This window comes from Flavobacterium sp. Arc2 (genome assembly GCF_041431385.1).
GTDB lineage: Bacteria > Bacteroidota > Bacteroidia > Flavobacteriales > Flavobacteriaceae > Flavobacterium.
The window spans coordinates 25,324-49,938 of the sequence record NZ_JASMRH010000005.1; the positions used below are offsets into that span (position 1 = coordinate 25,324).

Consider the following 24,615-nt stretch of genomic DNA (forward strand, 5'->3'; position numbering starts at 1 on the left):
AGGAAAACTTTTGAAGTTAATTCTGAATTTACTCCGGAATTAACCACCAAAAAGGTCGCATTTTAGCTTTATAAAGGAAGGCATAATGCAATGTCAGTTTTACCCAATGTCCTGCAAGTCCCATGTCACCAAACGTTTTCTTTAAATCCCTACCGCCAGTATTTTCAAACTTGACATAATCAGGAACAATAGGGAAGGTAGTCATACTTATTCCGTTTCCTTTGGTCATTCCGTACCCTGCAGAAGCAATACAAGCAGCTCCCATGTTACCCATAGATCCTTTATGATGCAAGCTCATTTTTCCTGATTTTATAGTATCTATAATGTTATCAGCAACTAGTTTTGCGGTGATTCCTGATGGCATTCCAGTTCTGGGCGGTGAAGGAAAAATATCAGTTCCGTTTTTACTTTTTCGGGGTTTCGAAATGCTGTGAGGCGGAGCAAAAGCAATTCCTGGCGCAAAAATATTTGAGTAACTTGGATTTTGATACGTTTCTGGCCAGTCTTGTACTGTCCATTCCTCATAAGGTCTTGGGGTATAATCAGCATCTACAATCATAAAACCTTTGAACAGCTTATCAGTAATATCAGTATTGTTTTTATCAAATGCTTTAAATCCATGACCAGAGAAGGCAGGGATTAACATAGCAAAATCATATTCTTCCGTTTTGTATTCCCCGTCAAGGTTTTCATAGTGCGCTTTTCCGTCTTCGACTTTGGTAACTCCTGCACCCAGAATCCATTTAATGCCTCTATCATTAAAAACCATTTCGACCATTTCGCTTGATTTCATAACATTTTTCCCAAAAGAAAGCGTCATTCCATCCATACCAAAATCACCCAATGCATATTCATTAGATATCCAAGTAACTTCGAATTTGTCTCTAATTCCTAGTTTCACTAATTCTCGCTCTACATTCAATATATATTCAAAAGCTGCACCTTGACAAGTTGCTTTTGCATGGCCAGTCCCAATTAGTATTTTGGCCTTTTTATTGGAAGTTTTCACTTCCTTTATTAACTCATGTAATGCTATGGAAGCTTGTCCTGCATGATCGTAAGTGCATACGGAGTACACTTTATTTGTTTCGGGTACTAAGCCTTCGGTTAAATTAAATGCCAGTTTTGGTCCAGTAGCATTAATTAGATAATCATAGGTCACTTTTTCTTGAGTTCCTTCATTTATGCCATAGATATGTTCAACTAGAATATAAGGATCCTTTTCTTCGGCATCTCCTTCGGGGTAAAAGGCAACAGCTTTGGCTTGTTTGTAACCAATTCCTTTTTTTGCATATAAAGGTTCTAAAGGAAAAATGACATCTTTGGCATGCATTTTACCAATACCAACCCAGATATTAGAAGGAACCCATTGGTAATTTCTGTTAGGAGAAACTACTAATACTTCATGTTCCTTTGAAAGTTTACGCCTCAAATGAGCCGCAGCTGTATGACCGGCAATTCCGGCTCCTAATACTACTATTTTAGACATAGTTTATTTTGTTTTTAGTTGGTCTAATTGCTTTTGAATTAAACTTCTAATTTGTTTTTGATTTGGAAGTATTAAACCAATAACTAATACCTGCTGAGAAATAGAATACTTCTTTCAGATCTTCTTTTATAATTGCATCTTCAGTTACAATAGTAGCATTACCTTGAGGGAATGCTAAATGAGGTGAAAAAGAAAATATAAATGATTTGGAATAGTAATGTATTGGCAAACTCAGCTCTATATTTAATAAATTAAACTTGTTTACTTCATCAATCCCTACTATTGTAGTTCCAATTTGCTGATTTTCGTTAGTTCCATTACCTTTTCTATTTCCTACGCGATTGTACTGGTAATATTCCTGATAAAAATATTGAGATCCTGCATGAGCAGCGATAGTGGGTGTTATTTCTAGACTTTTATCAGTTGTATATAATGATTTAGCGAGTTGTGCACCTACAAAAAAATCGGTATTACTGTCTTTACTGAAGTAACTGCTTGCCAGTATGGAAGCTTCAAGTATATCAAAATCATAACTTATAAATGCTGAGACATCTGCTTCTATTTCTGATTGAATACTATAACTATTATCATTAAAAAAATATTTTGTTCCAGAAATAGCACCACTTAATTTATTAGAATCAAAATGATATCCTGCTGTTAGTAAAAATAGATCAACTCTGTTTTCATTTGATTTAGTAAGATAGGATAAGGACGCGTCAGCAAAAAAACCGGAGGCGTCGTAATAGCCTAAGGAAGGAACAATATAGGGTGCAGTGATAGAATCACGGCGTCCCATAAATACAGCGTCATTTTGAAAACTAATATCGGTTAATATATAGGATTGGGCTTTCTCAATATTCTTATTATTCTGTGCTATTATAAAAAAAGGAGTACTAATGCATAGCAAGAAAAATACTGTTTTTAGATTTTTCATTTTGAATAAATTTAAGTATTAGTAATAAAAGGAGCGAATGCATTCTTTATACATAAGCTCCTTTATATTATTTTATCAAAGGATTAATATCCTCTTTTTTGACTCTTATTCATTTTTTGCATTGTTGGTTTTTTTTGCATTTTTGTTTTATTCCTGTTTTTGTTCATCTTCATGTTTTTTTGAATACTCATTTTTCTTTGTTGGTAGGTGTTTTTAAACATTTTACCATCCATATTCAAACACTCTCCTTCTTGAAGACGTTTTAGTTTTCTGTTTCCTTTTTGATAAGAACCATCAGGATTAACGACAACTCCATTACCCAAGCTAAGTTTTTGTTGTACACGTTTTTGTTCCTGATTCCGTATTTGGTAAACACTTCCATCTAGTACTGTTAAATGGGAACGGTTTTGATTGCGTTCCATCATTTGGCTTTGTGTAAGGTTTTTGTTTTCTTGTTTTATTTTTGATCTGTATTGATATTCATTAGAAAATACAGTTCCATCCATGTTTAAACATTCTCCATCACGTAAACGCAATCTATCACCGCCTTTTTTCTGATAGGTACCATCAGGATTAACTATTGTACCATCTGTTAATGTAATTTTGTCCTGTAATTTTATTTGATCACGATCTCTAATTTGTAAAAGATCACCATCAACTAACATTAAGCGATCTCGGTCGCGATCTTGATCTTTGTCTTGATCTTGTGCGAATAATGCAGTATTTCCTAAAACTGCAAAAACTAGTAATAAAAGAATCCTTTTCATTTTGTTTTATTTAGTAATTAATAATTATGTGAATTTATATTTTTTTTGAGATTTTGAATATGATAAATATCAGTTAATCAATAAGTTGTATTTGCTATTTTATTTATAGTTACATAAAGTTATAAAAAATCATTAAAACGTAACTAATTTAAAATGAATATTTTACAAATAATCCGATTGGATTTAATTAAGTGTAAATAGTAGCGTATTTCAGTGTAAGAAATTATTGAATTAAATATTCAGAATTACTTGTCTGACTATTTTTTGGGGATGAAATTGCGATTTTCTTTGTTTTGAATAAAAGAAATTTTAATTTTTCGATTTGTAAAGAATTAAATAGTATTTTTAAATCACAATTATCAAGAGCTGGTTGCCTAACACAAACCAGACTCAATTGCCTTTATGGAAATTAATAGTAAATAGAATAGCAATATATTCAAGTATACTAGTTTAAAGACTGTAAATAATTATATTTAAAAGGCATAGAAGTTTTTAATGTTTAGTTTAATTTTTTATGAATACGAATTCCCCCCAACCTTCTTACGAAGACTTACTCAAGATTATAGCAAATCAAAAAAAGGAGATAAATAGCCTAAGTAAAGGACGTAGTGCCTTAGCCGATTTTGAATTCTATATTAAAGAATCCGAAGATTTGTTATGCGTAGCGGGAATGGATGGATTTTTTAAAGAGGTTAATCCAGCATTTTTCAAAAAATTAGGGTATACAAAAGAGGAGTTATTCAGCACTAGTTTGATTTCATTTATTCATCCTGAAGATATTCTAAAAACCAACCTGGAAATAGAGCGATTGTCGATAGGGGAGGGTTCATTAAATTTCGAAAACAGATGTATTAAAAAAAATGGAGATATTGTAATTATGCAATGGACTACTAGTGTCGACCGTGCCGGAAAACTTATTTATGGAATTGGAAGAGACATATCCCAAATAAGAGAAGCGCAACAAAATTTAATTACCAGCGAGAGACTGTTAAATGATGCTCAAAAAACTGCTAAAATAGGAAGTTGGGAATTCGATATAATCAATAATAAAATGATTTGGTCGGAAGAATTATATTCCATCTATGAAATTAAAAAGAATCCGAAGGAGGATTTGTTTCAATCCTATTTTAAGTATTTTTCAGACGAAGAAGTTGTTCAATTTCAAAATAAAATAAATCAATGTATACAGGATAAGAAGTCTTTTGAAATTGAAAAGTCAGGCCATTTTTCTGACGATAGAATAAAATGGCTTCATGTAATCGTTGTTCCAGTAATTGATAGAAATGGAAAAGTGATTGCGCTTCGAGGGAATACGCAAGATATCACTGAAAAAAGGCAAAGTAGGGATGAACTTGATTTACGAAGACAAACAGAAACGGAATTAAAACTAAAATTAATAGAAGAAGAAAGTAATCGTAAGTTTAAAAACTATATTGAAAATGCACCTGATGGAATATTCGTTGTAGATAAAGAAGGAAACTATTTAGATGCGAATCCTGCCGCAATTTTTATGACGGGTTATTCAAAGGATGAACTTTTAAAGATGAACTTTGATGATTTGTCAGGAGCCGAGTTAAACCAAGATTCCATTAAAGAATTCTATAATCTAGTAGAGAAAGGAGTAGGAAAGAAAGAACTTAAAATTACTACAAAAAAAGGAGAGCTGAAATGGTGTTCTATTGAAGCTGTAAAACTTTTGGAGAATCGCTATGTAGCCTTTGTTAAAGATATAACAGAAACTAAAAAAGCATTTGACTCCATCGCTCATAACGAAAAATATTTTCGTGCCTTGGTTGAAAATAATGAAAATATTATTACAGTACTTGATGAAAACTTAAAAATTTTATTTCGTAGCCCCTCAGCAGAAAGAATAACTGGATATAGTAACAAAGATTTCAGTTCAATTTCTGATAAAGAATATTATCATCCAGATTACGTGGACTACATGCAGGATATTATCCAGCAAACATTTAACAATCCCGGTATCCAAAATCCAGTTTTATTTCAGGTGAAACACAAAAACGGAAATTATATTTGGTTGAAAGGAATGTTAAATAATTTGCTTAATGATACTAGTATGAGTGGTATTGTAGCCAATCTAAGGGATGTCACCGAGAGTAAACTTGCCCAAGAATTAATTGAAAAAAGCGAAAAACGCTTCCGTTCTTTGGTTGAAAATAACGAAGGGATTATCACTGTTATTGATGAAAAATTAAATGTTTTATTCCGTAGCCCTTCCTCAAAGCGAGTAACAGGTTACACTGATGAAGAATTTAATGCTATACCTGATAAAGAGTATTTTCACCCAGATTATTTAGATTATATATATCAAAACATTCAAAACGCTATAGCAAATCCAGGGAAATTACGTCCCTTATTATTTCAGGTTAAACATAAAGATGGACATTATATCTGGCTTGAAGGTGTTATCAATAATAGGTTTCACGACAGCAGTATAAAAGGAATTATTGCAAATTTTAGGGAGGTTACAGCACAAAAAAATACGGAACTAAAATTAAAACAAAGAGAGCAGCTTTTTCATGCATTATTAGAAAATAATGAAGGTAGTGTTTTATTATTGGATAAGGATAAGAAAAGCTTATTCCGCAGCGAGTCTTCTAAGCGATTAACGGAATGGACGACTGAAGAATTTGATGGTCTTCTTGAAAATGAATTTATTCACCCTGATTGCATGTTGCATTGGCAGGATGTAAAACGAAAAGTATTGAGCTCTCCGGGTGCATCAATACCAGCGCTATTTCAAGTTAAGCATAAAAAGGGTCATTATATTTGGGTGGAAGGATTTTTAAAGAACATGATTCACGACCAAAATCTACAAGGAATTGTGGTTAATTTAAGAGATGTTACGGATAGAATTGAAGCAAATAAAACTTTAGAAAAAGAGCGTGATGTTTTTGCTAAAATTGCTGAGACTTCCCCAGGATTAATTTATTCAATGCGTCAAAATAAGGATGGTTCGCTAATTTATCCGTATGCGAGTGATGCTATTATAGCTATTTATGGCCTTGAACTTGAAGAAGTCGAAAAAGATGTTAATTGCATTTTTAAACTGATCCATCCTGATGATTTAGCAGGGGTTATTGAAAAAATCACTAAAACTAAAACGGAACTAGTCCCGCTAAAAGGGACCTATCGTTATTTTCATCCTACTAAGGGGTTAGTATGGCATGAGGTAAATTCGTTACCGGTGGTCGAACCAGAGGGCACTGTGATTTGCCATGGAATTATTACAGATATTACTGAAAGAGTAGTTGCGGATCAAAAAATAGCGAAGGCTAATAGACTTTATCTTTTTATTAGCCAGATAAATCAAATGATTGTTCGTGTAACTGATGAGCAAACACTTTTTCGTGAAGCCTGCTATATAGCGGTTAATGTAGGTCAGTTTAAAATGAGTTGGATTGGTTTGTTTTGTGAAAATTCTAAAAAACTAACTCCAATAATGATTGCTGGTGAAGAGTCGGAATATTTTGATATTGTTAAATCAATTTCTATAACGGATGTTGTTAATGGCAGCGGTCCGGGGGCTTTAGTATTCAGAGATGAAAAACATGTCGTTTGTAATGATATTGAAAATGATGTTTTAATGAAAAGGTGGAAAAATGAAGCTTTGGCGTGTGGCTATCATTCACTTATGTCATTGCCTATTAAAAAGTTTGGAAAGTTAGTAGGTATTTTTACGCTCTACTCAGGTGAAAAGAACTTTTTTGATGATCAGGAAATTGCCTTACTCGAAGAAGCAACTGGTGATGTAGGATTTGCCCTTGAAGTTTTTGAAAAGGAAATTCAAAATAAAAGAGCAGAAGAAGCTGTTTTTCAGAGTGAAAGAAGATACCATACACTTACTGAAGTTGCAGCTGTAGGTATTTTTCGAACGGATGCCTTAGGTTATACTACTTATGTTAATCCCAGTTGGACTCAAATTTCAGGGTTGTCCTATCAAAAAGCATTAGGTAATGGTTGGTTAGATGCTGTTCATGAAGAAGACAGGAAAACCATTCTTAATCGTTGGGAAAATGCAACGATAGAGAATGAAAAGTCATTGATTGAATATCGTTTTGTAAGGCCTGACGGCACTACTGCTTGGGTAATGGGACAAGCCATTCCAGAAAAAAATAGTGATAATGAGATTGTGGGCTACATTGGAACCATTACAGATATTACAGAACGTAAAGAGACAGAAGGTAGAATTTTTAAAGAAAAACTACTTTCAGAGACGATAATCAATAATTTGCCAGGGATATTTTATCTCTATGATGAAGCTGGGAAATTTGTAAAGTGGAATAGAAATTTTGAGCTTCTTACAGGGTACAGCGGCCATGAAATAAGTCAAATGACTCCACTGGATCTTTTTGATGAAGATGAGAAGGAAAAGATCAGCACAAGAATTCGTACTGTTTTCGAAAAAGAATCTCCTGGAATTGAGGTTGAGTTTTATACGAAAGCGAAAAAGAAAGTATACTATTATATCAATTCCTTAGCAATAGAATATGAAGGAAAAAAATGCCTTCTGGGCATGGGCTTAGACTTAACGGATCGTAAAAAAGCCGAAGAAGCAATTAAGAAAGCAAATGAACGATTTGAAATGATTTCATCGGCAACAAATGAGGCTTTGTTTGAATTGGATTTTATTAACGGTAAAAACTGGCATAATAAAGTGTTTTATGAGAATCTAAATTCTTATAATGAAAATTTGTCAAGTGAGGAAAATAAATTATTGTGGCGATCTAATCTACATCCTGACGATAGCGATAGAATTATTAAAAGTATTAAAGAATGTTATACTGGAGTTTCAAATTCCTGGTCAGATGAATTCCGGTTTTTAAGAGTAGATGGTACTTATGGCAATTTTTACGAACGTGCTTTAATTGTAAGAGATGATCAAGGAAAAGTGACACGTTTTATTGGATCGATGTTAGATGTTACTGATCTAAAAAAGGCTGAACAAGAATTGAAGAACGCCAATAAAAAGATGGAGGCAATAATTGATGCTATTCCAGATTTAATGCTTGAAGTAGGTTTAGACGGTACGATTTATAACTATCATTCGCATCTTAAAGATTCATTTATGGAATCTACTGATCGATATATCGGTAAGAAAATTTCAGAAATAGTACCTTCAGATGCAGCAAATTTAGCTTTCTCTGCACTCCGTGAAGCTGCTGAAAATGGTTTTTCAACTGGGCGTCAATACAACTTACAAAAGAAAAATGAATTACGGTGGTACGAACTGTCAATAGCACCTATGAAGGAAACGGATGAACATGATACCCATTTTATTTGTCTTTCACGTGATATAACAAAGGTCAAACTTATTGATGAGTCACTACAGAAAAGTGAAGAAAGATACCGAGGTTTGTTAGATAATCTGGACGCAGGGATTGTAGTCCATGCAGCAGATACTTCTGTAATTATGAGTAATAAGAAGGCATCAGAATTATTGGGTTTAAGTACCGAACAAATTTTAGGTAAAAAGGCTATAGATCCAATTTGGAAATATCTAAATGAAGACAATTCGATTATCGATGTTGAAAAACACCCGATTAGCCTTATCCTTAAAACAAAACAAGCTGTCAAAAATTTTACACTAGGAATTAATCACCCTAATAGTGGTAAAATAGTCTGGGTTTTAGTAAATGGTTTTCCAGTTTTAAATCATAGTGATGAAATTACTGAAATTGTAATCAGCTTTATAGATATTACGGAGCGAAAATTGATGGAAAGAGAATTGTTGAAATCAAAAGAACAATCTGAAACAGCAAACAAAGCCAAAACTGATTTTCTGGCAAATATGAGTCATGAAATTAGAACTCCATTGAATGGAATCATCGGATTTACCCATTTGTTGATGAAGTCAAAAATGGAAAAGAATCAGTCAGAATATATGGCCACCATTAATGAGTCGGCCGCTTCATTAATGCAGATTGTAAATGATGTTTTGGATTTCTCTAAAATTGAATCTGGGAAACTAGAACTGCATATGGAACAAGTAAATCTGTATCAGTTGACACGTCAGGTTATTGATTTATTCAGTCATCAGGCAAAACAAAAAAATGTTGATTTAGTATTGAATCTAAATGAGAATGTTCCAAAGCATGTATTTGGAGATTCTGTGAGACTAAAACAGGTTCTTGTAAACCTACTGAGTAATGCAATAAAATTTACCAGTTTTGGAGAAATATGTCTTGATATCAATAAGGTAGTGGTGCCAAAAAAGAAAATCACAACTTTGAGGTTTTCCGTAAAAGATACTGGTGTTGGAATTAAAGTAGCCAACAAGGATAAAATATTTAATTCATTTGTACAAGAAGATAATTCAACCAATAGAAAATTTGGAGGAACAGGATTAGGATTAGCTATTTCAAATCAATTGTTGGCATTGATGGACAGTAAATTGCAATTGATTAGTAAATATGGAGACGGAAGTGACTTTTTCTTTGAAATTAAATTTAAAAAATTCAAAATAAAGAAAGAGATAGCTGCTGAAAACATTATTGCAAGTGAAGTTGTGGTAATGGAAAGTATTAGAAATAAAAAAGTTTTAATTGTTGAGGACAATAAAATAAATATGCTTTTAGCAAAAACACTTGTCAAAAAATTAATTTCTAATTGTACGATTTATGAAGCTAAGGATGGGAATGAAGCAGTCGAACAATATAAAATGAAAAAACCGGATATTATTCTAATGGATATTCAAATGCCTACTAAAAATGGATACGAAGCGACCTATGACATCAGGGAGTTAGAAGGTGGTTCAAGTACGCCCATTATCGCAATAACCGCAGGTATAATGAGTGGTGATAAAGAAAAATGTTTGGAGGCAGGGTTGGACGATTATTTATCAAAACCAATTATTGAAGTTGATTTAGAACAAATATTAATTAAATGGCTGAATAAATAGAGTGCTTTTTTATGATTATTTCTTCGATATATCAAAGTCAGTTATATGTTCTCATTTATTGAGCAAGACTAAAGGTTTCTTTTTTTTTTTTGATAATTTTTGTTTAAATTAGTTGAAAATAAAGCACGTATTTATGAAAAATGAAAAAGTCAAAATACAAGGGGTAATAAATCTACGTCAAAAAGCCGAGGCTAAACAAAAAAACGGAAATTCAGCATTTAACTTATCTGATAATGAAGTGTTTAGGCTTGTTCATGAATTGGAAGTTCATCAGATTGAATTAGAAATGCAGAATGAAGAACTTCTATTAGCTAAAGGAATGGCAGAAGTAGTTACTCATAAATATACGGAGTTATATGATTTTTTACCTTCGGCTTATTTTACCTTAAATAGGGATGGCGATGTAATCGAACTTAATTGGGCTGGGGCTGAGTTATTAGGGAAAAATCGATTTAAATTAATAAATAGCCGGTTCGGTTTTTTTGTTTCAGATGATACAAAACCAATTTTCAATGTTTTTTTAGAGAACGTATTTAAACATTTGAAAAAAGAATCTTGTGAAGTTACGATTATAAATGATGAAGGAGCAACTACTTATGTTTACCTTACAGCTAGAGTAGGGGAAAATACAAACCATTGTCATATATCAGTACTTGATATTACCGAACGAAAGTTGATGGAGATTGAATTAATTAAAGGAAAAGAAGAGGCAGAAGCCGCAAACATGGCCAAAACTAATTTCTTGGCTAATATGAGTTACGAAATTAGAACACCCTTAAATGGAATAATTGGTTTTACTGATTTGTTAATGAAATCAAATTTGGAAAAGAATCATCAGGAGTATATGTCTACGGTTAACGAGTCATCTATCATATTAATGCATATTGTGAATGATCTTTTAGACCTTTCTAAAATTGAAGCGGGAAAATTAGAACTTGAAATAGGAAAGACAGATATTTACGAACTAGCTAAGCAGGTTATAGATTTATTTAAAGGCCAAACGATAGTAAAGAAGATCGATTTAGTACTCAATATTGATTACAACGTATCACATTATATTCAAGCAGATGCGCCCCGGCTAAAGCAGATATTGGTCAACTTAATAGGCAATGCTTTGAAGTTTACTGATACAGGGAAAATTAGTTTTAATATCTCTGAAACTCCTGCTACTAACAAGGATTCTTGTATACTTAATTTCTCTTTAAAAGACACAGGTATTGGTGTAAAAGAGAGTAATAATAAAAAAATATTTAAGTCTTTTATTCAGGACGATAATTCTACAAGTCTTCGATATGGTAGCAATGGTTTAGGTCTATCCATATCAAATAGACTTTTAGTCTTAATGGATAGTAAGTTGCAATTAAAGAGTAAAGTAGGTGAAGGAAGTGATTTCTTTTTTGCCATTCAATTCAAGAAGCTAAACGCTAATCAAAGTAATTACTCTTCAATTATTAGTAACCGTATTATTCCTTTTAAAATGCTTTCTAAAAAGAAGGTTTTAATAGTTGAGAATAATAAAACAAATATGTTATTAGCAAGAATATTGGTAAAAAAAATATTGCCAAACGCTAGTGTTTTTGAAGCAGGCGATGGAAATGAAGCCGTGTTGCAATTTAAAAAAGAAAAACTAGATATCATATTAATGGATATTCAGATGCCCAATAAAGATGGACACGAAGCAACCAAAGAGATTCGCCGATTGACTAATGGTGAGCTAATTCCAATTGTTGCCATAACAGCCGGAATAATGACTGAAGATAAAGAGAAATGTTTTGAGTCAGGAATGAGCGATTATCTAGCAAAGCCCATTACCGTATCAGATTTGGAAATAGTATTACTCAAATGGTTAACTAAATAACACCTATTTTCAGACTTTTGAATCTAAAAAAACCGTCTTAAAGTAGTTTTCAATGAATAGTTGTAACATTAAATTAATTGAAAAAGCCTGTTAATTGAATAGGAGGCGGATGCATTTATTAATAGGTTTTGATTTAAGGAGTATGAATTACTTAATTCCAAGGTGATAGCTGTTTTTTCAATAGTGTATAGCTTGTGCGAAATGGATATAATTATACCAGAGACATCCTAAATTACTATACAGCGAGCGGAGTTTTTGCATGTTCTTTAAAACCTATAATCATCATTTTCTCTTTTTTAAATTCTAATGATAGGGTTAAGCATTTTTCTTGGGTTAAATTAGACCAATTGAATTTATGTTTGAGTCCAAAGCGTTCCGCTCCCATTCCTATAGCCTGTGCCAATTTTTCGGCATGATATGAAAATAGTACAATGCAATTGGACTATATTAAATTTACAATCGGTATCAATATGATAATTAACTGTTTTTAGAAAGTAAAAGTAGACCTTTAAGAAATAATAAATTATATTTAGCGTGAATTAGCGTAATGCTTTATTTTAAATATTAGGAGTGCTTTATAACAGTGCAATATCATAATGAAAAACAGAGAACATAAGCAAATTGTGCCAGCAGAAGGTACCGTTTCTAAAACAGCCAACGAGAATGTACTTAGCAGGGACCGGACTCGTGACTTTCCCATAGTTGGCATAGGAGCTTCTGCAGGAGGACTAGAGGCAATGGAATTATTTTTTAAAAACATGCCGCAAAATCCTGGTATGGCGTTCGTTGTTATTCAACATCTCGATCCTACTCATGTTGGAATTTTACCGGAACTATTGCAACGCAATACTGCTATGGAAGTGCTACAGGTAACAGATAGACTTAAAGTGCTACCTGATCACATCTATGTAATTCCCCCAAATAAAAGTTTGACAATATTAAATGGAGTATTGCATCTGTTTGCTCGTATTCAAAGCAGGTGGTTGCGATTACCAATCGATATATTCTTTCGTTCCTTAGCACTTGATAAGCTAAATAAAAGTGCTGGGATTATTCTTTCAGGAATGGGGTCTGATGGGAGTCTAGGAATTAAGGCGATTAAAGAACAGCTTGGATTTGTTCTGGTTCAGGAGCCAGCTACGGCAAAATTTGACTCGATGCCACTGCATGCCACTCAAGCAATTTTAGTTGATATTGTGGCGCCGGTAGAACAATTACCCGCTAAACTGATTGCACTTTTTGAACACACACTAGTACTAGAAAATGAGTCAAGTATAGATAGCAAAAACAGAACTAGTCTCGAAAAAATTATAATCTTACTTCGAGAAGAGACTGGTCATGATTTTTTACTGTATAAAAAAACGACTTTAATGCGTCGTATCGAAAGGCGTAAGGGAGTCCATCAATTAGATAACACGCAAGATTATGTTCGTTTTTTGCAGGAGAACCCTAATGAAATTCAGCTGCTTTTCAAAGAGTTATTAATAGGGGTAACTAGTTTTTTTCGTGACGCAAGTGTATGGAACAAACTAAGAAGTACTATTCTTCCTGACCTTATTAAAGGTTTACCAGATGGCTATGTACTTCGGGCATGGATTGCCGCCTGCTCAACAGGAGAAGAGGCATACTCGCTTGCCATAGCTTTCAAGGAAGTTCTAGAAAGTACAGGTAAACATAGAAATTTAACGTTACAAATTTTTGCTACGGATTTAGATATTGATGCTATAGAAAAAGCCCGCCGTGGTTTCTTTACCTCTAATATTGTTGTAGATGTTTCACCGGAAAGAATCAGTAAGTTCTTCAATATAGAAGCTGGTGGTTATCGCGTGAATTCAAGCATTCGAGAAATGCTTATTTTTGCACCCCATAATGTCATCAAAGACCCTCCTTTTACTAAGCTAAATATAGTGATGTGTCGCAATATGTTGATCTATATGGAGGCGCCTTTACAAAAGAAGCTAATTGAATTATTTAACTATAGCCTTCTCCCAGGAGGTATCATGATACTAGGCTCTGCTGAAGCCATATCTCATAATAATGAAGGGTTTGAGGTCTTAGATACTAAATTAAAGTTTTATAAGCGTACCAATATCTCTTTATCATCAGAATTAACAGATTTTCCTAGTTCTTTTTCAAGAAGTAAAACAGAAAATAAAGAAATAACTAATACCCCTAAAGTGGTCGAAAATATTCAAAATCTAGCAGATCAGATTGTACTTCAACAATTTGCGCCAGCCAGTGTGCTCGTAAATGACAAAGGAGACATTATATACATCACAGGAAGAACTGGTAAATATCTAGAACCTGTTGCCGGTAAAGCAAATTGGAATATCCATGCAATGGCAAGAGATGGCTTGCGTAATGAACTACCTAACGGCTTTCAAAGAGCACTGCGCAGTAGTGAGCCGGTTGAGCTGAGAAATATTAAAATTCGAAATAATAACGGAGATTTTAACTATGCGACCATAACAATTAAACAGATTGAAAGTCCTGATCAGTTAAAGGGGATGGTCCTGATCGTCTTTAAGGAGGAACGAGAGATTGTACCACCACATTTATCGCAACAGAAAAATAGCAAACTACAGTTGTCAGGGAGGCAGAAAGAACTTGAGTCTGAATTGCAGCAATCAAAAGAAGACTTGCTGAACTCACGCGAACAAATGCAAGCTTCGCAGGAAGAGCTGAAGTCTATCAATGAAGAATTACAATCAACAAACGAAGAATTGCAATCAACAAATGAGGAATTGACGACTTCAAAAGAAGAGATGCAAAGCTTAAATGAAGAGTTGCAGACCGTAAACGCAGAACTTCAAAATAAGTTGAGTGACTTTGAACAAGCAAATAACGATATGAAGAATTTGCTTAACAGTACTGAAATCGCAACACTTTTTCTAGACAAAGAGTTAAACATACGCAGGTTTACTGATCCTGTAATGAAAATATTTAAAGTCAGATCAGGTGATGCCGGTAGGCCTTTTACGGACCTAGTTAATGACTTGAATTATCCTGATATGGGTAATGATGCACGAAACGTAATTAAAAACTTAACCCCTGTTCAAAATACAATAAGTACAAAGGATGATAGGTGGTATAACGTTAGGATTATGCCCTATCGAACCCTTGATGATCGCATTGACGGCCTTGTTATTACATTTACAGACATAACTGTTTCAAAAAAAGCAGAAGAAACATTACTAAAGGAAAATAGGTACCGACGACTGTTTGAATCGGCTAAAGATGGTATTCTTATACTCAATGGAGAAACAGGTAATATTATTGATGTTAATCCATTTTTAATTGAAATGTTAGGCTATTCTTATGAGCAATTTGTTGAAAAAGCAATTTGGGAAATAGGCTCCCTTCAAGACATAGTGGCTAATAAAGAAAAATTCTCGGAGTTAAAGAAAAAGGAATTTGTCCGTTATGCCAATTTACCACTTCAAACAGCTGATGGAAAAGAGATTAAAGTAGAGTTTGTAAGTACGATGTACTTGATGAACAATAAAAAAGTAATTCAATGTATCATTCGAGATATTACAGACCGTAAACGAATCGAAGAAGCACTAACTTTTGCTGAGATGCGCTATCATCATCTTTTTGAATCAGCAAAAGAGGGAATCTTTTTTATTGATACCATGACTGGGAAAATAACGGATATAAATCCATTTTTGACAAAATTATTAGGGCATCCAAAAGAAGAGTTTGTTAAAAAACCAATTTGGGAAATCAATTTTTTTAAAAATATAATATCCAATAAGGATAAGTTCAAACAATTAAAAAAGAAGAAACCCGTAAATTATGAAAATGTCCAAATTGAAACAGCTAATGGGCAAAAAATTAATGTAGACTTTACTTTAAATACGTATATGGTTGATAATCATGAGGTAGTACAATGTTTTATTCGTAACTTTGCTATAGAGGGTTCGAAATAAGTGTTTCGAATTGATTATTAAATACCACATTAATAAAAATCCGTTTTAGTAATGGGATTCTAATTGTAGTAGTTAGTACATATGGCAAATAAGACAAACAGTTCAATAGTTAGTGGACTTCTTAGGCAAAAAGCCGAAGAATTACAAAAAAACAAATATCAATTGAAATTTGAGGAGAAACGTTGTGACGTGACGACTTTGAAACTCATTCATGAATTAGAAGTCTATCAAGTGGAGCTTGAAATGCAGAACGAAGAGCTTCTTTTAGCAAAAGAGCAAGCAGAACAGGCAATTGAAAAATACACAGAATTGTATGATTATGCACCTTGTGGATATTTTACGTTATCTCAGGATGGGAAAGTTATTGAAGCTAATAGGACTGGGTATGATATGCTAGGAAAACGGCATTCAAGTATACTTAATAGTCAATTTGGTTTTTTTATTACTGATGACACAAAAAATATATTTAATGCTTTTTTAGAAAAGTTATTTAAAACTAAAGTTAGAGAATCATGTGAAGTGAATCTTATAACCAAAGACAAGAAAACCTTTTTTGGTTACCTATCAGGTGTCGTTGCAGCAAATGCAGAGCAGTGCAACATAACATTAATTGATATTACAGAACTTAAAGAGGCTGAGTTTGCCCTGCGTAGCAGTAAGGAAAAATACAGCAATCTTTTGAATAATTTAGACGAAGGTATTATTGTTCATGCATCAGACTCATCTATATTACTAAGTAATCCTAAAGCTTCTGAATTGCTTGGTTTGAATGAAAGCCAGATGAAAGGAAAGCAAATGACACACCATGACTGGAAACTTCTGGACGAAAATTATGTACCGTTGCATAAGGATGAATATCCATTTATGCAAATTTTAGCAAGCAAAAAACCACTTAAGAATTTTACAGTAGGGGTTAAAAGACCACATTATAAAGAGATAATGTTACTTTTAGTAAATGGATTTCCTGTATTCGACTCAACGGCTAATTTAACAGAAATTGTAATTAGTTTTACTGATATAACAGAGATAAAACTAATGCAAAAAGAATTAACAAAAGCGAAAAATTTGGCTGTAAAAGCGAATGAAGCTAAGTCTAGTTTCTTGACTAACATGAGTCATGAAATTCGTACTCCTTTAAACGGAATAATAGGCTTTACTTATTTGTTGACCAAAACAGATCTTGACGTTAACCAGTCTGAATATATTAACATTGTAAATGAGTCTGCAGTCATATTGATGGAAATTGTCAATGACGTTTTGGATTTTTCTAAAATTGAATCAGGGAAATTAGAATTAAATATAGAAGAAGTTGATGTTTTTTCGCTTACAAATCAGGTGATTAGTCTTTTCAAGTACCAGGGAAATTTAAAGGGTATTGATTTAGTATTAAATATTGATGATGCCGTGCCTCAATTTATTTTTGCTGATTCACTAAGGCTTAAACAGATCATTGTAAACTTAATAGGAAATGCTTTAAAATTTACAACTGATGGTTCGATACGGTTAAATGTTAGTAAAGTAGACTCACATGACGATTTGATTTCTACGATACATTTTTCAGTTAAGGATACTGGTATTGGAATTAAGCATCATAATCAAGAAAAAATATTTCATTCTTTCGTGCAAGAGGATCTCTCCACTACAAAGAAATTTGGTGGAACAGGGTTAGGTTTAGCAATTTCAAATCAGTTGTTAGGGTTAATGAAAAGTAAACTACAGCTTAAAAGTAAATACAAGGAAGGAAGTGAATTTTATTTTACAATAGATTTTAAGAAGTCAGACAAGAAGAAATCGAATACTATTCCATTTCTTCATCAGATAGATAAGAACAAAGAACCCCACAAAGAATATCTTAATAGTACGAAAATACTAATTGTAGAGGACAATAGAATTAACATGCTTTTAGTAAAAAAGCTGATAAAAAAAATCATTCCTAATTGCATCATTTTTGAAGCAGTGGATGGAAAAGAAGCTATAAAGATTTATAAAAAAGAAAAACTCGATATTATTTTAATGGATATCCAAATGCCTAAGAAAAATGGATTTGAAACTACGGCCGCAATTAGAAAATTGAGTCATTCTCAATCTTTACCCATTATAGCATTGACAGCAGGAATTCTTATTGAAGAAAAAGAAAAGTGTTTAAAAAGTGGTATGAATGATTATATTTCTAAACCCATTAATATCGTAGATTTAGAAACGGTGCTTCAAAGGTGGGTAAAATAGTAGGTTTGTTTTTGAGATTTTATTCAAAAGCTAATTCGTTTTTTTATAACTCCAAACGGCAAAACCATTGATTGCAAAGGCATAAAAGGTAATTATAAAAAACGGTCTTGAAATATCAGAAAAGGTCGCTCCTTTAAGCATAACCATTCGAATGATTTCCACAAAATAGCGAATGGGGTTGAACAAAGTAAGTTGTTGTGCCCAAGTAGGCATGCTTTCAATAGGGGTAAACAATCCGCTCATCAGTATAAAAATAACCGTAAAAAACCAAGCAATAAACATGGCCTGCTGCTGGGTTTCAGTATAGTTTGAGATGAATAAGCCTATGCCAAGTATATCTAGTAAGTATACTGAAGTAAACAGGTAAATCAGTCCTAAATTTCCTAATACTGGAATGTTGAATACGAGTTTGGCAATAATTAGACCAACCGTTAAAATCATTAAACCCAATACCCAAAAAGGAAATAATTTCCCAATTATGAATTGATGCTTTTTTATAGGCGTAACATTGATTTGTTCTAAGGTCCCAATTTCTTTCTCGCGTACAATATTCATGGCCGATAAAAACAAGGTAAGCATCGTTACTAAAAGCACTAAAATACCGGGAACCATCAAGGTTTTATAATTTAAGGTATTGTTGTACCAAAAGGAGGGTATGGTTACTATGTTTTGCGGCTGTACAAAAGAACTACCATTGTATTGGGAGAGCTGGCTTTGAATTTTTTGATTGAAAGTGGCAATGATTTGGGTAATATATACATTTGTGACTCCGGCTGCTGCACCGTCAATCGCATTGATACTAATCGAAAGAGTCGACTTTTTATCAGTCAATAAATTGCGTTCAAAGTGATTTGGTATTTCTAGAATAACATCCACGTTACCTTTTTCCATTTGCAGATTGGCTTCCTTCTTTGATTCAAAATTGTCAATTATTTTGAAATAGTCTGAGGATTGAAATTTACTGATTAATTCTCTTGACGCCGCCGAATGGTCGTTGTCTATATACGAGAATTTTATGTTTTTTACTTCAAAACTGGCTGCATTAGATAAGATTAACAACTGGATAAAGGGCAAAACAAATATAATAGGCAGCATCGCTTTATTTCTAAAGATTTGTCTGAACTCTTTTTGTATGATGAATAGTATTGTTTTCATTTTTCGTTTTTATTTAGCACGGAGAAATAATGGATTGATGTGGAGTTTCTCTCTCTCACTATTCTTTTCTCTATACTCTTCATTATCAATCTGCTTTATTCTAATCTTATTTTGTATTTCTTGATGCTTAATGCAATAAAAAATACTGTCATACCAATAAGTATTAATGTTTCTTTCCAAATAATTTCAATCGAAGCTCCTTTTAGCATGATGGCTTTAATGATGATTATAAACCATTTTGCAGGTATTATATTACTGATTAGCTGTAATGGTAGTGGCATGCTTGAAATTGGGAAAATGAAACCAGAAAGGATAATTACAGGTAGCATTAATCCCATTAGGGAAGCCATCATGGCGGTTTGCTGCGAATTAGAAAGTGTTGAAATTAGTATTCCCAATGAAAGTGCGGTGATAATGAATAGGATGCTTTCCAGAGCGAGTAAAAATATACTTCCTTGAATGGGCATCCCAAAGACAAAAACACCTAGAACCACAATTACGGTGGCATTGATTATAGAAAGGAAGATATAAGGAAATACTTTTCCTAGAATAACCTGTAATGGGTTTAAGGGCGATACGAGCAGTACTTCCATGGTACCAAGTTCTTTTTCACGGGTAATCGATATGGAGGTCATCATTGCCGAAACCAGCATTAAAATAACGGTCATTACTCCAGGTACAAAGGTAAAAACACTCTTGAGTTCCGGATTGTAATACAATTGTGTTTGTGTTTGAATTTGATAGCTTGCCTGGTTTACGTTATTTAATTCTTGCGTATAATTTTGCAAAATAGCATTGACGTAATTCGTTATTGTATTGGCAATATTGGGATCTGTAGCATCTGTAATTACTTGTACTTTGGCTTGTTTTTGGGTTTGCAGGTTTTTTATAAAATTATTTTCAAAAACCAATACTGCTTTGACTTTTCCTTTTTTGAATATGGGTTCTATTTGCGCCTCTGAACTTACTTCCTGTTCGATATGGAAATACTTAGAAGCACTAATTTTATTTATTATTTTTTTGGTTTCAGTGTCTTTAGATTTGTCTAGAATGGCAATATTGACATTGTTGATTTCATTAGTAATGGCAAAACCGAACAACATGATTTGAGCAATGGGCATACCAAAAAGGATAAACATCGAGCGCTTATCGCGAAAAATGTGATAGAATTCTTTTGTTACAAAACCGATAAATCTTTTCATGTTTTCTTATAATTTAACCGCAAGGTTCGCAAAGGTGTTTTTTTAGTCTTTTCTCTTTGTTCTATTTTTACACTTCTATTCTACATTCCGCGCCAGTTTTAAAAATACGTCGTTCATGGAATCTACATTATATTGTTGTTTTAAGTTCTTGGGTGTGTCGAGGGCTTCAATATGCCCTTCCACCATTATCGATACCCGATCGCAATATTCAGCTTCATCCATATAATGAGTCGTTACAAAAATGGTAGTTCCTTTATGAGCCTCAGCATAAATCATTTCCCAGAATTGTCTTCTTGTAATAGGATCCACACCACCAGTTGGTTCGTCCAAAAACACAATTTTTGGTTCATGCAATAAAGCCACTGAAAAGGATAGTTTTTGTTTCCAGCCCAGAGGCAAATCACCTACAAGTTTGTTAAGAGCCTTTTCAAGTCCCAGTTCGATAGCTAACTGCGCTGTTTTTTCCTTTATTTTATTTCGACTTAAACCATAAATTCCACCAAAAAAAGTGATGTTTTCCTTGATGGTCAGATCATCATACATGGAGAACCTTTGACTCATATAGCCAATACTTTTCTTAACCATTTCTGTCGCAGTCTTTACGTCGTAACCGGCTACAGTCGCTTCTCCTGAACTAGGCCTTGATATCCCGATGAGCATTTTCATAGCAGTTGTTTTTCCGGCGCCATTTGCTCCTAGAAAACCAAAGATCTCCCCTTTATAGACCTCAAAAGAAATGTTGTCAACAGCAGTGAAGCTGCCAAATTTCTTGCTGAGGTTTTTTACTTCTATGATTTTTTCCTGACTCAAAATTTATTGATTTAAGTTTGTTAAATCCATGAAAACATCTTCGATAGAAGTTTTTGAAACACGAATTTCTATAGCGGTATGGTTTCGTTCTTTTAGGTAATTCTCCAATTCGTTTGGATTAAAATCATCCTTTTTGTCAATGTAGTGAATGTACTCACCAAAGGCATATACGCTGTATTGACTTGGGTACTCTTTTAAATCCTGAATCAATTGATGGGTCTGCCTACTGCGGACATCGTAAATCGTTTTGTCGTATTTTGAGATGATATTGGCGGGCGTGTCAATCTTTAAAATAGTCCCTTTTTGAATCAGTGCAATCCGGTCACATAGAGCGGCTTCATCCATATAAGGTGTAGAAACTAATATTGTAATTCCTCGTTGTTGCAGTCTTTTCAGCATTTCCCAAAACTCTTTTCTGGAGACAGGATCAACCCCTGTGGTGGGTTCATCTAGAAATAGAACTTTCGGTTTGTGAATCAAGGCACAGCACAAGGCTAGTTTTTGCTTCATTCCGCCAGAAAGAGCACCAGCTCGTCTGTCTTTAAAAGGTTCAATTTGAACATAAATTTCTTTGATTACATCATAGTTTTCTTCTAGCGTAGTTCCAAAAATAGTGGCGAAAAATTTTAAATTTTCGGCTACGGTTAGATCCTGATACAATGAAAACCTGCCGGGCATATAACCAATACTATTTCGAATGGATTTATAGTCCCGAACCACATCAAAACCGGCTACCGTTGCGGTTCCTTCATTGGCCAGTAAAAGGGTAGTCAATATCCGAAAAAGAGTTGTTTTTCCCGCGCCGTCTGGACCGATTAATCCAAATATTTCTATTTCTTTTACATCAAAAGAAATAGACGCAATGGCTAAATTGTCTTTGTAGGATTTGGAAATATTTTGGACTTGAATACTCATTATTTAATCAATAAAAAATTACTTTCTGCTATGGCATCCACACTGTGTTTGACATCAGCTTCTATATTGACAAAGTCACCTGATTTTAATTCGATAGTTGTACCATTCTCCTCTTTATAAATTGCATTTCCTGAAACACAAACTAATAAAACTGCAACTTTACTCAAGTGTTCTTTTAAATGTTCTCCCGCACCAATTTGTAGTGAAATCACTTTGCCTTCGACAGTAGAGAAAAGGATTTTGGTTTGTACAGGTTTATTTTCGGTGTGGAGGTTTTTTAAGTTCATTATGATTTTTTTTATGTTTTATTTAAATTTTTCATTCCTTGGCCATTTTTATGATTTTGCTTAAAATGAGCGTCAAACCATTTTGGGGTTTCTATTTCATTGTCATAAATATAGGCAGCAATTTTCGTTAAATCTTCTTTTTTAAAATTCTGTTTTGGCATAACATTAAATTTATTTATTGCACCCATCATTAAAGCATTTTCTTCTTTAGGATCACTAGCGTAGGCTACTAATGCATTTATGAAATCTTTTCTGTTACTATATTGCATGGAATATCGTTTCTTAATTGCAATCATAGGAGGAGCAATAATAGCATCATGCGATTTTGTGGTAACGCTATGGCAAGTATAACATTTTTGGGTCATTAATTGTAATCCTTCATTATCTTGCATGATAGATTCAGAGGGACTATGGTTTTCAGCTATGTCTAGTTTTGTTTTTTTATTGCAACTGCTAAAAGCAATTGCCAAAACGAGCATTTTTAGGATTCTTGATTTCATGTTTTTTTTTATTTGTTTCCGCAGCCACCATTAGACTCGCTTAAAATCGTATTGTAATATGCGATTGTTATGTATTGTGGAATATAATTTACTCCACTTAATGCAAGCTGATTTGTAAAAGCTCGAATGTGATTTTTAGAACCACAGGTTAAATTATCATAAACACTCAACAAGTCTGATTTTGTCGTGTTATTTATAAAATCATCAATATCCTTAATGTCTAAATCTTCAATTGTAGCTCCTACTTTTAATGCTTCAGTAGAAGAAATAGCAGATTGAGCGGTTAAGCTATTGTATAATACTTGCAATTCAGTACTCTGAAAAATGCCTCTTTGCATTGATGCTGGATCAGTAATGCCGTATTTGTTCAGTAAATTCAAGACACTATCCATGTGTTGTTGTTCGCTTTTAGTAATAGAATTAAAAATGCTAATTTGGTATTTGTCAAAGGAATACATATAGACATCTCTAGCTAATTTTTCTTCTTCTCTTAAAAATTTTAAATCGGCAACTTCATTTGGTGTTAGCGAAACCAAAGACGCGATATTATTGTCGTTAGAGCAGCTACTGAACATCATTAATGTTACTGCAGTAGCCAATAAGATTTTTTTCATAATAATTGTTTTTTATGGTTGTTCTGTAAAATTAACCATTTGGTTAACAGACAGAAGTGACATAGGTTACATAACCAACAATTAATTTATTTAATCCACATTTCAGCAGGCATTCCTATTTTTAGACCGCCGTCATTTTTCACATCAATTTTCACGGCATATACGAGATTCACTCGTTCTTCTTTAGTCTGAATGATTTTTGGCGTGAATTCTGCCGTGGATGCAATCCAAGAAATGGTTCCAGGATAGGATTTCATTTCGGTATCCGTATCAATTTTGACATTGACCTGTTGTCCCACTTTTATTTTGGACAGTTGGGTTTCGCTTACATATACACGCAACGTCATTTCAGAAATATCAGCAATTTTGTAAAGCGGTTTACCAAAAGCCGTTATTTCATTTGGCTCCACGTACTTGGCCAAAACCGTCCCTTTAATGGGATTTGTGATTTTACTTTTCTGGATTTGATCGTTAATTTTTTGGATTTGAACATCTATCGATTTGGCTTCATTTAGGATTGGCGCATTTTGCGTTGCGACACTCTTTATTTGTTCTTTTAAGACATTCATTTTGCCTTCTACTTCGTCCACTTGGCGTTTGGTAGCTGCATTTTCAGCAAACATATTCTGAATTCTTTTTTGCTCAATCAATGTCGTTTTGAGCTGCTCTTGTAAAATAGTAGTTTGGGACTGGACATTTCTTGATTTCGAAAAAATGGTAGTTTTAGAAGCGAGCATTTGTTGTTTATTCAAGTACAATTGGATGGTGTCTATTAATCCTACTGAAGCATTGGGCTCAAGAACTTCTCCTTCTTCTAAATTTAAGAATTCAATTTTCCCGTTGGCTTCCGCCGAAATTGTAACTTCAGTAGCTTCAAAGTTACCGTAGCCATCTGCTTTTTCGTTACTTTTACTGCAAGCTGCCAGACTTACTATAATTAGAGCGATAATCATTTTTTTCATAATACTTCGTTTATTGATGTTTGCTTTAGAAGCCGAAATGTT

16 protein-coding genes are annotated in these 24,615 nt (G+C 33.4%); 4 read left to right on the forward strand and 12 right to left on the reverse strand.

Going from position 1 to position 24,615, the window contains the following annotated elements; all coding sequences use genetic code 11:
• Positions 1–28: 28 nt before the first annotated feature.
• The 3 genes from QO182_RS04400 to QO182_RS04410 all read right to left on the reverse strand — a co-directional run bounded on the left by QO182_RS04400 (position 29) and on the right by QO182_RS04410 (position 3,190).
• Positions 29–1,489, reverse strand: a complete 1,461-nt coding sequence (locus QO182_RS04400; RefSeq protein ID WP_371536214.1) for an NAD(P)/FAD-dependent oxidoreductase — start codon at positions 1,487–1,489, stop codon at positions 29–31.
• 46 nt (positions 1,490–1,535) lie between these two features.
• On the reverse strand, positions 1,536–2,423 hold the full coding sequence (locus QO182_RS04405) for a hypothetical protein (protein ID WP_371536217.1): 888 nt from the start codon (positions 2,421–2,423) through the stop codon (positions 1,536–1,538).
• An 83-nt stretch (positions 2,424–2,506) separates the two neighbouring features.
• The gene (locus tag QO182_RS04410; protein WP_371536219.1) at positions 2,507–3,190 is read right to left on the reverse strand and encodes a DUF6799 domain-containing protein; all 684 of its coding nucleotides are present in this window, start codon (positions 3,188–3,190) and stop codon (positions 2,507–2,509) included.
• Between the two features lie 514 nt (positions 3,191–3,704).
• On the opposite strand from QO182_RS04410, the gene QO182_RS04415 reads away from it, so the two are divergent.
• Positions 3,705–10,112 (forward strand): PAS domain S-box protein, encoded by a 6,408-nt coding sequence (locus QO182_RS04415; protein WP_371560106.1) that lies wholly within the window; start codon positions 3,705–3,707, stop codon positions 10,110–10,112.
• A gap of 133 nt (positions 10,113–10,245) precedes the next feature.
• Positions 10,246–11,970 carry a response regulator gene (locus tag QO182_RS04420; RefSeq protein WP_371536225.1) on the forward strand — a complete coding sequence of 575 codons (1,725 nt, stop codon included), beginning with the start codon at positions 10,246–10,248 and terminating at the stop codon, positions 11,968–11,970.
• A 235-nt stretch (positions 11,971–12,205) separates the two neighbouring features.
• Here the strand turns inward: QO182_RS04420 and QO182_RS04425 are convergent, their stop codons facing one another.
• Positions 12,206–12,373, reverse strand: a complete 168-nt coding sequence (locus QO182_RS04425; protein ID WP_371536228.1) for a hypothetical protein — start codon at positions 12,371–12,373, stop codon at positions 12,206–12,208.
• 193 nt (positions 12,374–12,566) lie between these two features.
• Between QO182_RS04425 and QO182_RS04430 the strand changes: the two genes are divergently transcribed.
• Together QO182_RS04430 and QO182_RS04435 are read left to right on the forward strand one after the other, a co-directional pair.
• Entirely contained in the window at positions 12,567–15,902 is a 3,336-nt protein-coding gene (locus QO182_RS04430; RefSeq protein WP_371560108.1) for a chemotaxis protein CheB, read from the forward strand.
• Positions 15,903–15,983: 81 nt separating this feature from the next.
• A complete protein-coding gene (locus tag QO182_RS04435; RefSeq protein ID WP_371536232.1) occupies positions 15,984–18,128 on the forward strand; it encodes a response regulator in 2,145 nt (714 codons plus the stop codon).
• Between the two features lie 30 nt (positions 18,129–18,158).
• On the opposite strand, the gene QO182_RS04440 is transcribed toward QO182_RS04435, so the two are convergent.
• From QO182_RS04440 to QO182_RS04475, 8 genes are all read right to left on the reverse strand, one after another.
• A complete protein-coding gene (locus QO182_RS04440; protein ID WP_371536233.1) occupies positions 18,159–19,283 on the reverse strand; it encodes an ABC transporter permease in 1,125 nt (374 codons plus the stop codon).
• 95 nt (positions 19,284–19,378) lie between these two features.
• Positions 19,379–20,485, reverse strand: coding sequence for an ABC transporter permease (locus QO182_RS04445; protein ID WP_371560111.1), 1,107 nt, complete (start codon positions 20,483–20,485; stop codon positions 19,379–19,381).
• A 75-nt stretch (positions 20,486–20,560) separates the two neighbouring features.
• On the reverse strand, positions 20,561–21,295 hold the full coding sequence (locus QO182_RS04450) for an ABC transporter ATP-binding protein (protein ID WP_371560113.1): 735 nt from the start codon (positions 21,293–21,295) through the stop codon (positions 20,561–20,563).
• Positions 21,296–21,298: 3 nt separating this feature from the next.
• Entirely contained in the window at positions 21,299–22,210 is a 912-nt protein-coding gene (locus tag QO182_RS04455) for an ABC transporter ATP-binding protein (protein WP_371560115.1), read from the reverse strand.
• The gene (locus QO182_RS04460) at positions 22,210–22,497 is read right to left on the reverse strand and encodes a hypothetical protein (RefSeq protein WP_371560117.1); all 288 of its coding nucleotides are present in this window, start codon (positions 22,495–22,497) and stop codon (positions 22,210–22,212) included. The genes QO182_RS04455 and QO182_RS04460 overlap by 1 nt, the downstream gene beginning before the upstream one ends.
• Before the next feature lie 11 nt (positions 22,498–22,508).
• Complete coding sequence (locus QO182_RS04465; RefSeq protein WP_371560119.1) at positions 22,509–22,997, reverse strand: c-type cytochrome; 489 nt, start codon at positions 22,995–22,997, stop codon at positions 22,509–22,511.
• Positions 22,998–23,005: 8 nt separating this feature from the next.
• Complete coding sequence (locus QO182_RS04470) at positions 23,006–23,611, reverse strand: DUF2202 domain-containing protein (protein WP_371560121.1); 606 nt, start codon at positions 23,609–23,611, stop codon at positions 23,006–23,008.
• Positions 23,612–23,697: 86 nt separating this feature from the next.
• Positions 23,698–24,573, reverse strand: coding sequence for an HlyD family secretion protein (locus tag QO182_RS04475; RefSeq protein ID WP_371560123.1), 876 nt, complete (start codon positions 24,571–24,573; stop codon positions 23,698–23,700).
• Positions 24,574–24,615: the final 42 nt, after the last annotated feature.

What these genes read in the sequence shown, in the direction of transcription:
- QO182_RS04400 (WP_371536214.1), bottom strand. Translation starts at nt 1,489, where the DNA reads ATGTCTAAAATAGTAGTATTAGGAGCCGGAATTGCCGGTCATACAGCT.
- QO182_RS04405 (WP_371536217.1), bottom strand. Translation starts at nt 2,423, where the DNA reads ATGAAAAATCTAAAAACAGTATTTTTCTTGCTATGCATTAGTACTCCT.
- QO182_RS04410 (WP_371536219.1), bottom strand. Translation starts at nt 3,190, where the DNA reads ATGAAAAGGATTCTTTTATTACTAGTTTTTGCAGTTTTAGGAAATACT.
- QO182_RS04415 (WP_371560106.1), top strand. Translation starts at nt 3,705, where the DNA reads ATGAATACGAATTCCCCCCAACCTTCTTACGAAGACTTACTCAAGATT.
- QO182_RS04420 (WP_371536225.1), top strand. Translation starts at nt 10,246, where the DNA reads ATGAAAAATGAAAAAGTCAAAATACAAGGGGTAATAAATCTACGTCAA.
- QO182_RS04430 (WP_371560108.1), top strand. Translation starts at nt 12,567, where the DNA reads ATGAAAAACAGAGAACATAAGCAAATTGTGCCAGCAGAAGGTACCGTT.
- QO182_RS04435 (WP_371536232.1), top strand. Translation starts at nt 15,984, where the DNA reads ATGGCAAATAAGACAAACAGTTCAATAGTTAGTGGACTTCTTAGGCAA.
- QO182_RS04440 (WP_371536233.1), bottom strand. Translation starts at nt 19,283, where the DNA reads ATGAAAACAATACTATTCATCATACAAAAAGAGTTCAGACAAATCTTT.
- QO182_RS04445 (WP_371560111.1), bottom strand. Translation starts at nt 20,485, where the DNA reads ATGAAAAGATTTATCGGTTTTGTAACAAAAGAATTCTATCACATTTTT.
- QO182_RS04455 (WP_371560115.1), bottom strand. Translation starts at nt 22,210, where the DNA reads ATGAGTATTCAAGTCCAAAATATTTCCAAATCCTACAAAGACAATTTA.
- QO182_RS04460 (WP_371560117.1), bottom strand. Translation starts at nt 22,497, where the DNA reads ATGAACTTAAAAAACCTCCACACCGAAAATAAACCTGTACAAACCAAA.
- QO182_RS04465 (WP_371560119.1), bottom strand. Translation starts at nt 22,997, where the DNA reads ATGAAATCAAGAATCCTAAAAATGCTCGTTTTGGCAATTGCTTTTAGC.
- QO182_RS04470 (WP_371560121.1), bottom strand. Translation starts at nt 23,611, where the DNA reads ATGAAAAAAATCTTATTGGCTACTGCAGTAACATTAATGATGTTCAGT.
- QO182_RS04475 (WP_371560123.1), bottom strand. Translation starts at nt 24,573, where the DNA reads ATGAAAAAAATGATTATCGCTCTAATTATAGTAAGTCTGGCAGCTTGC.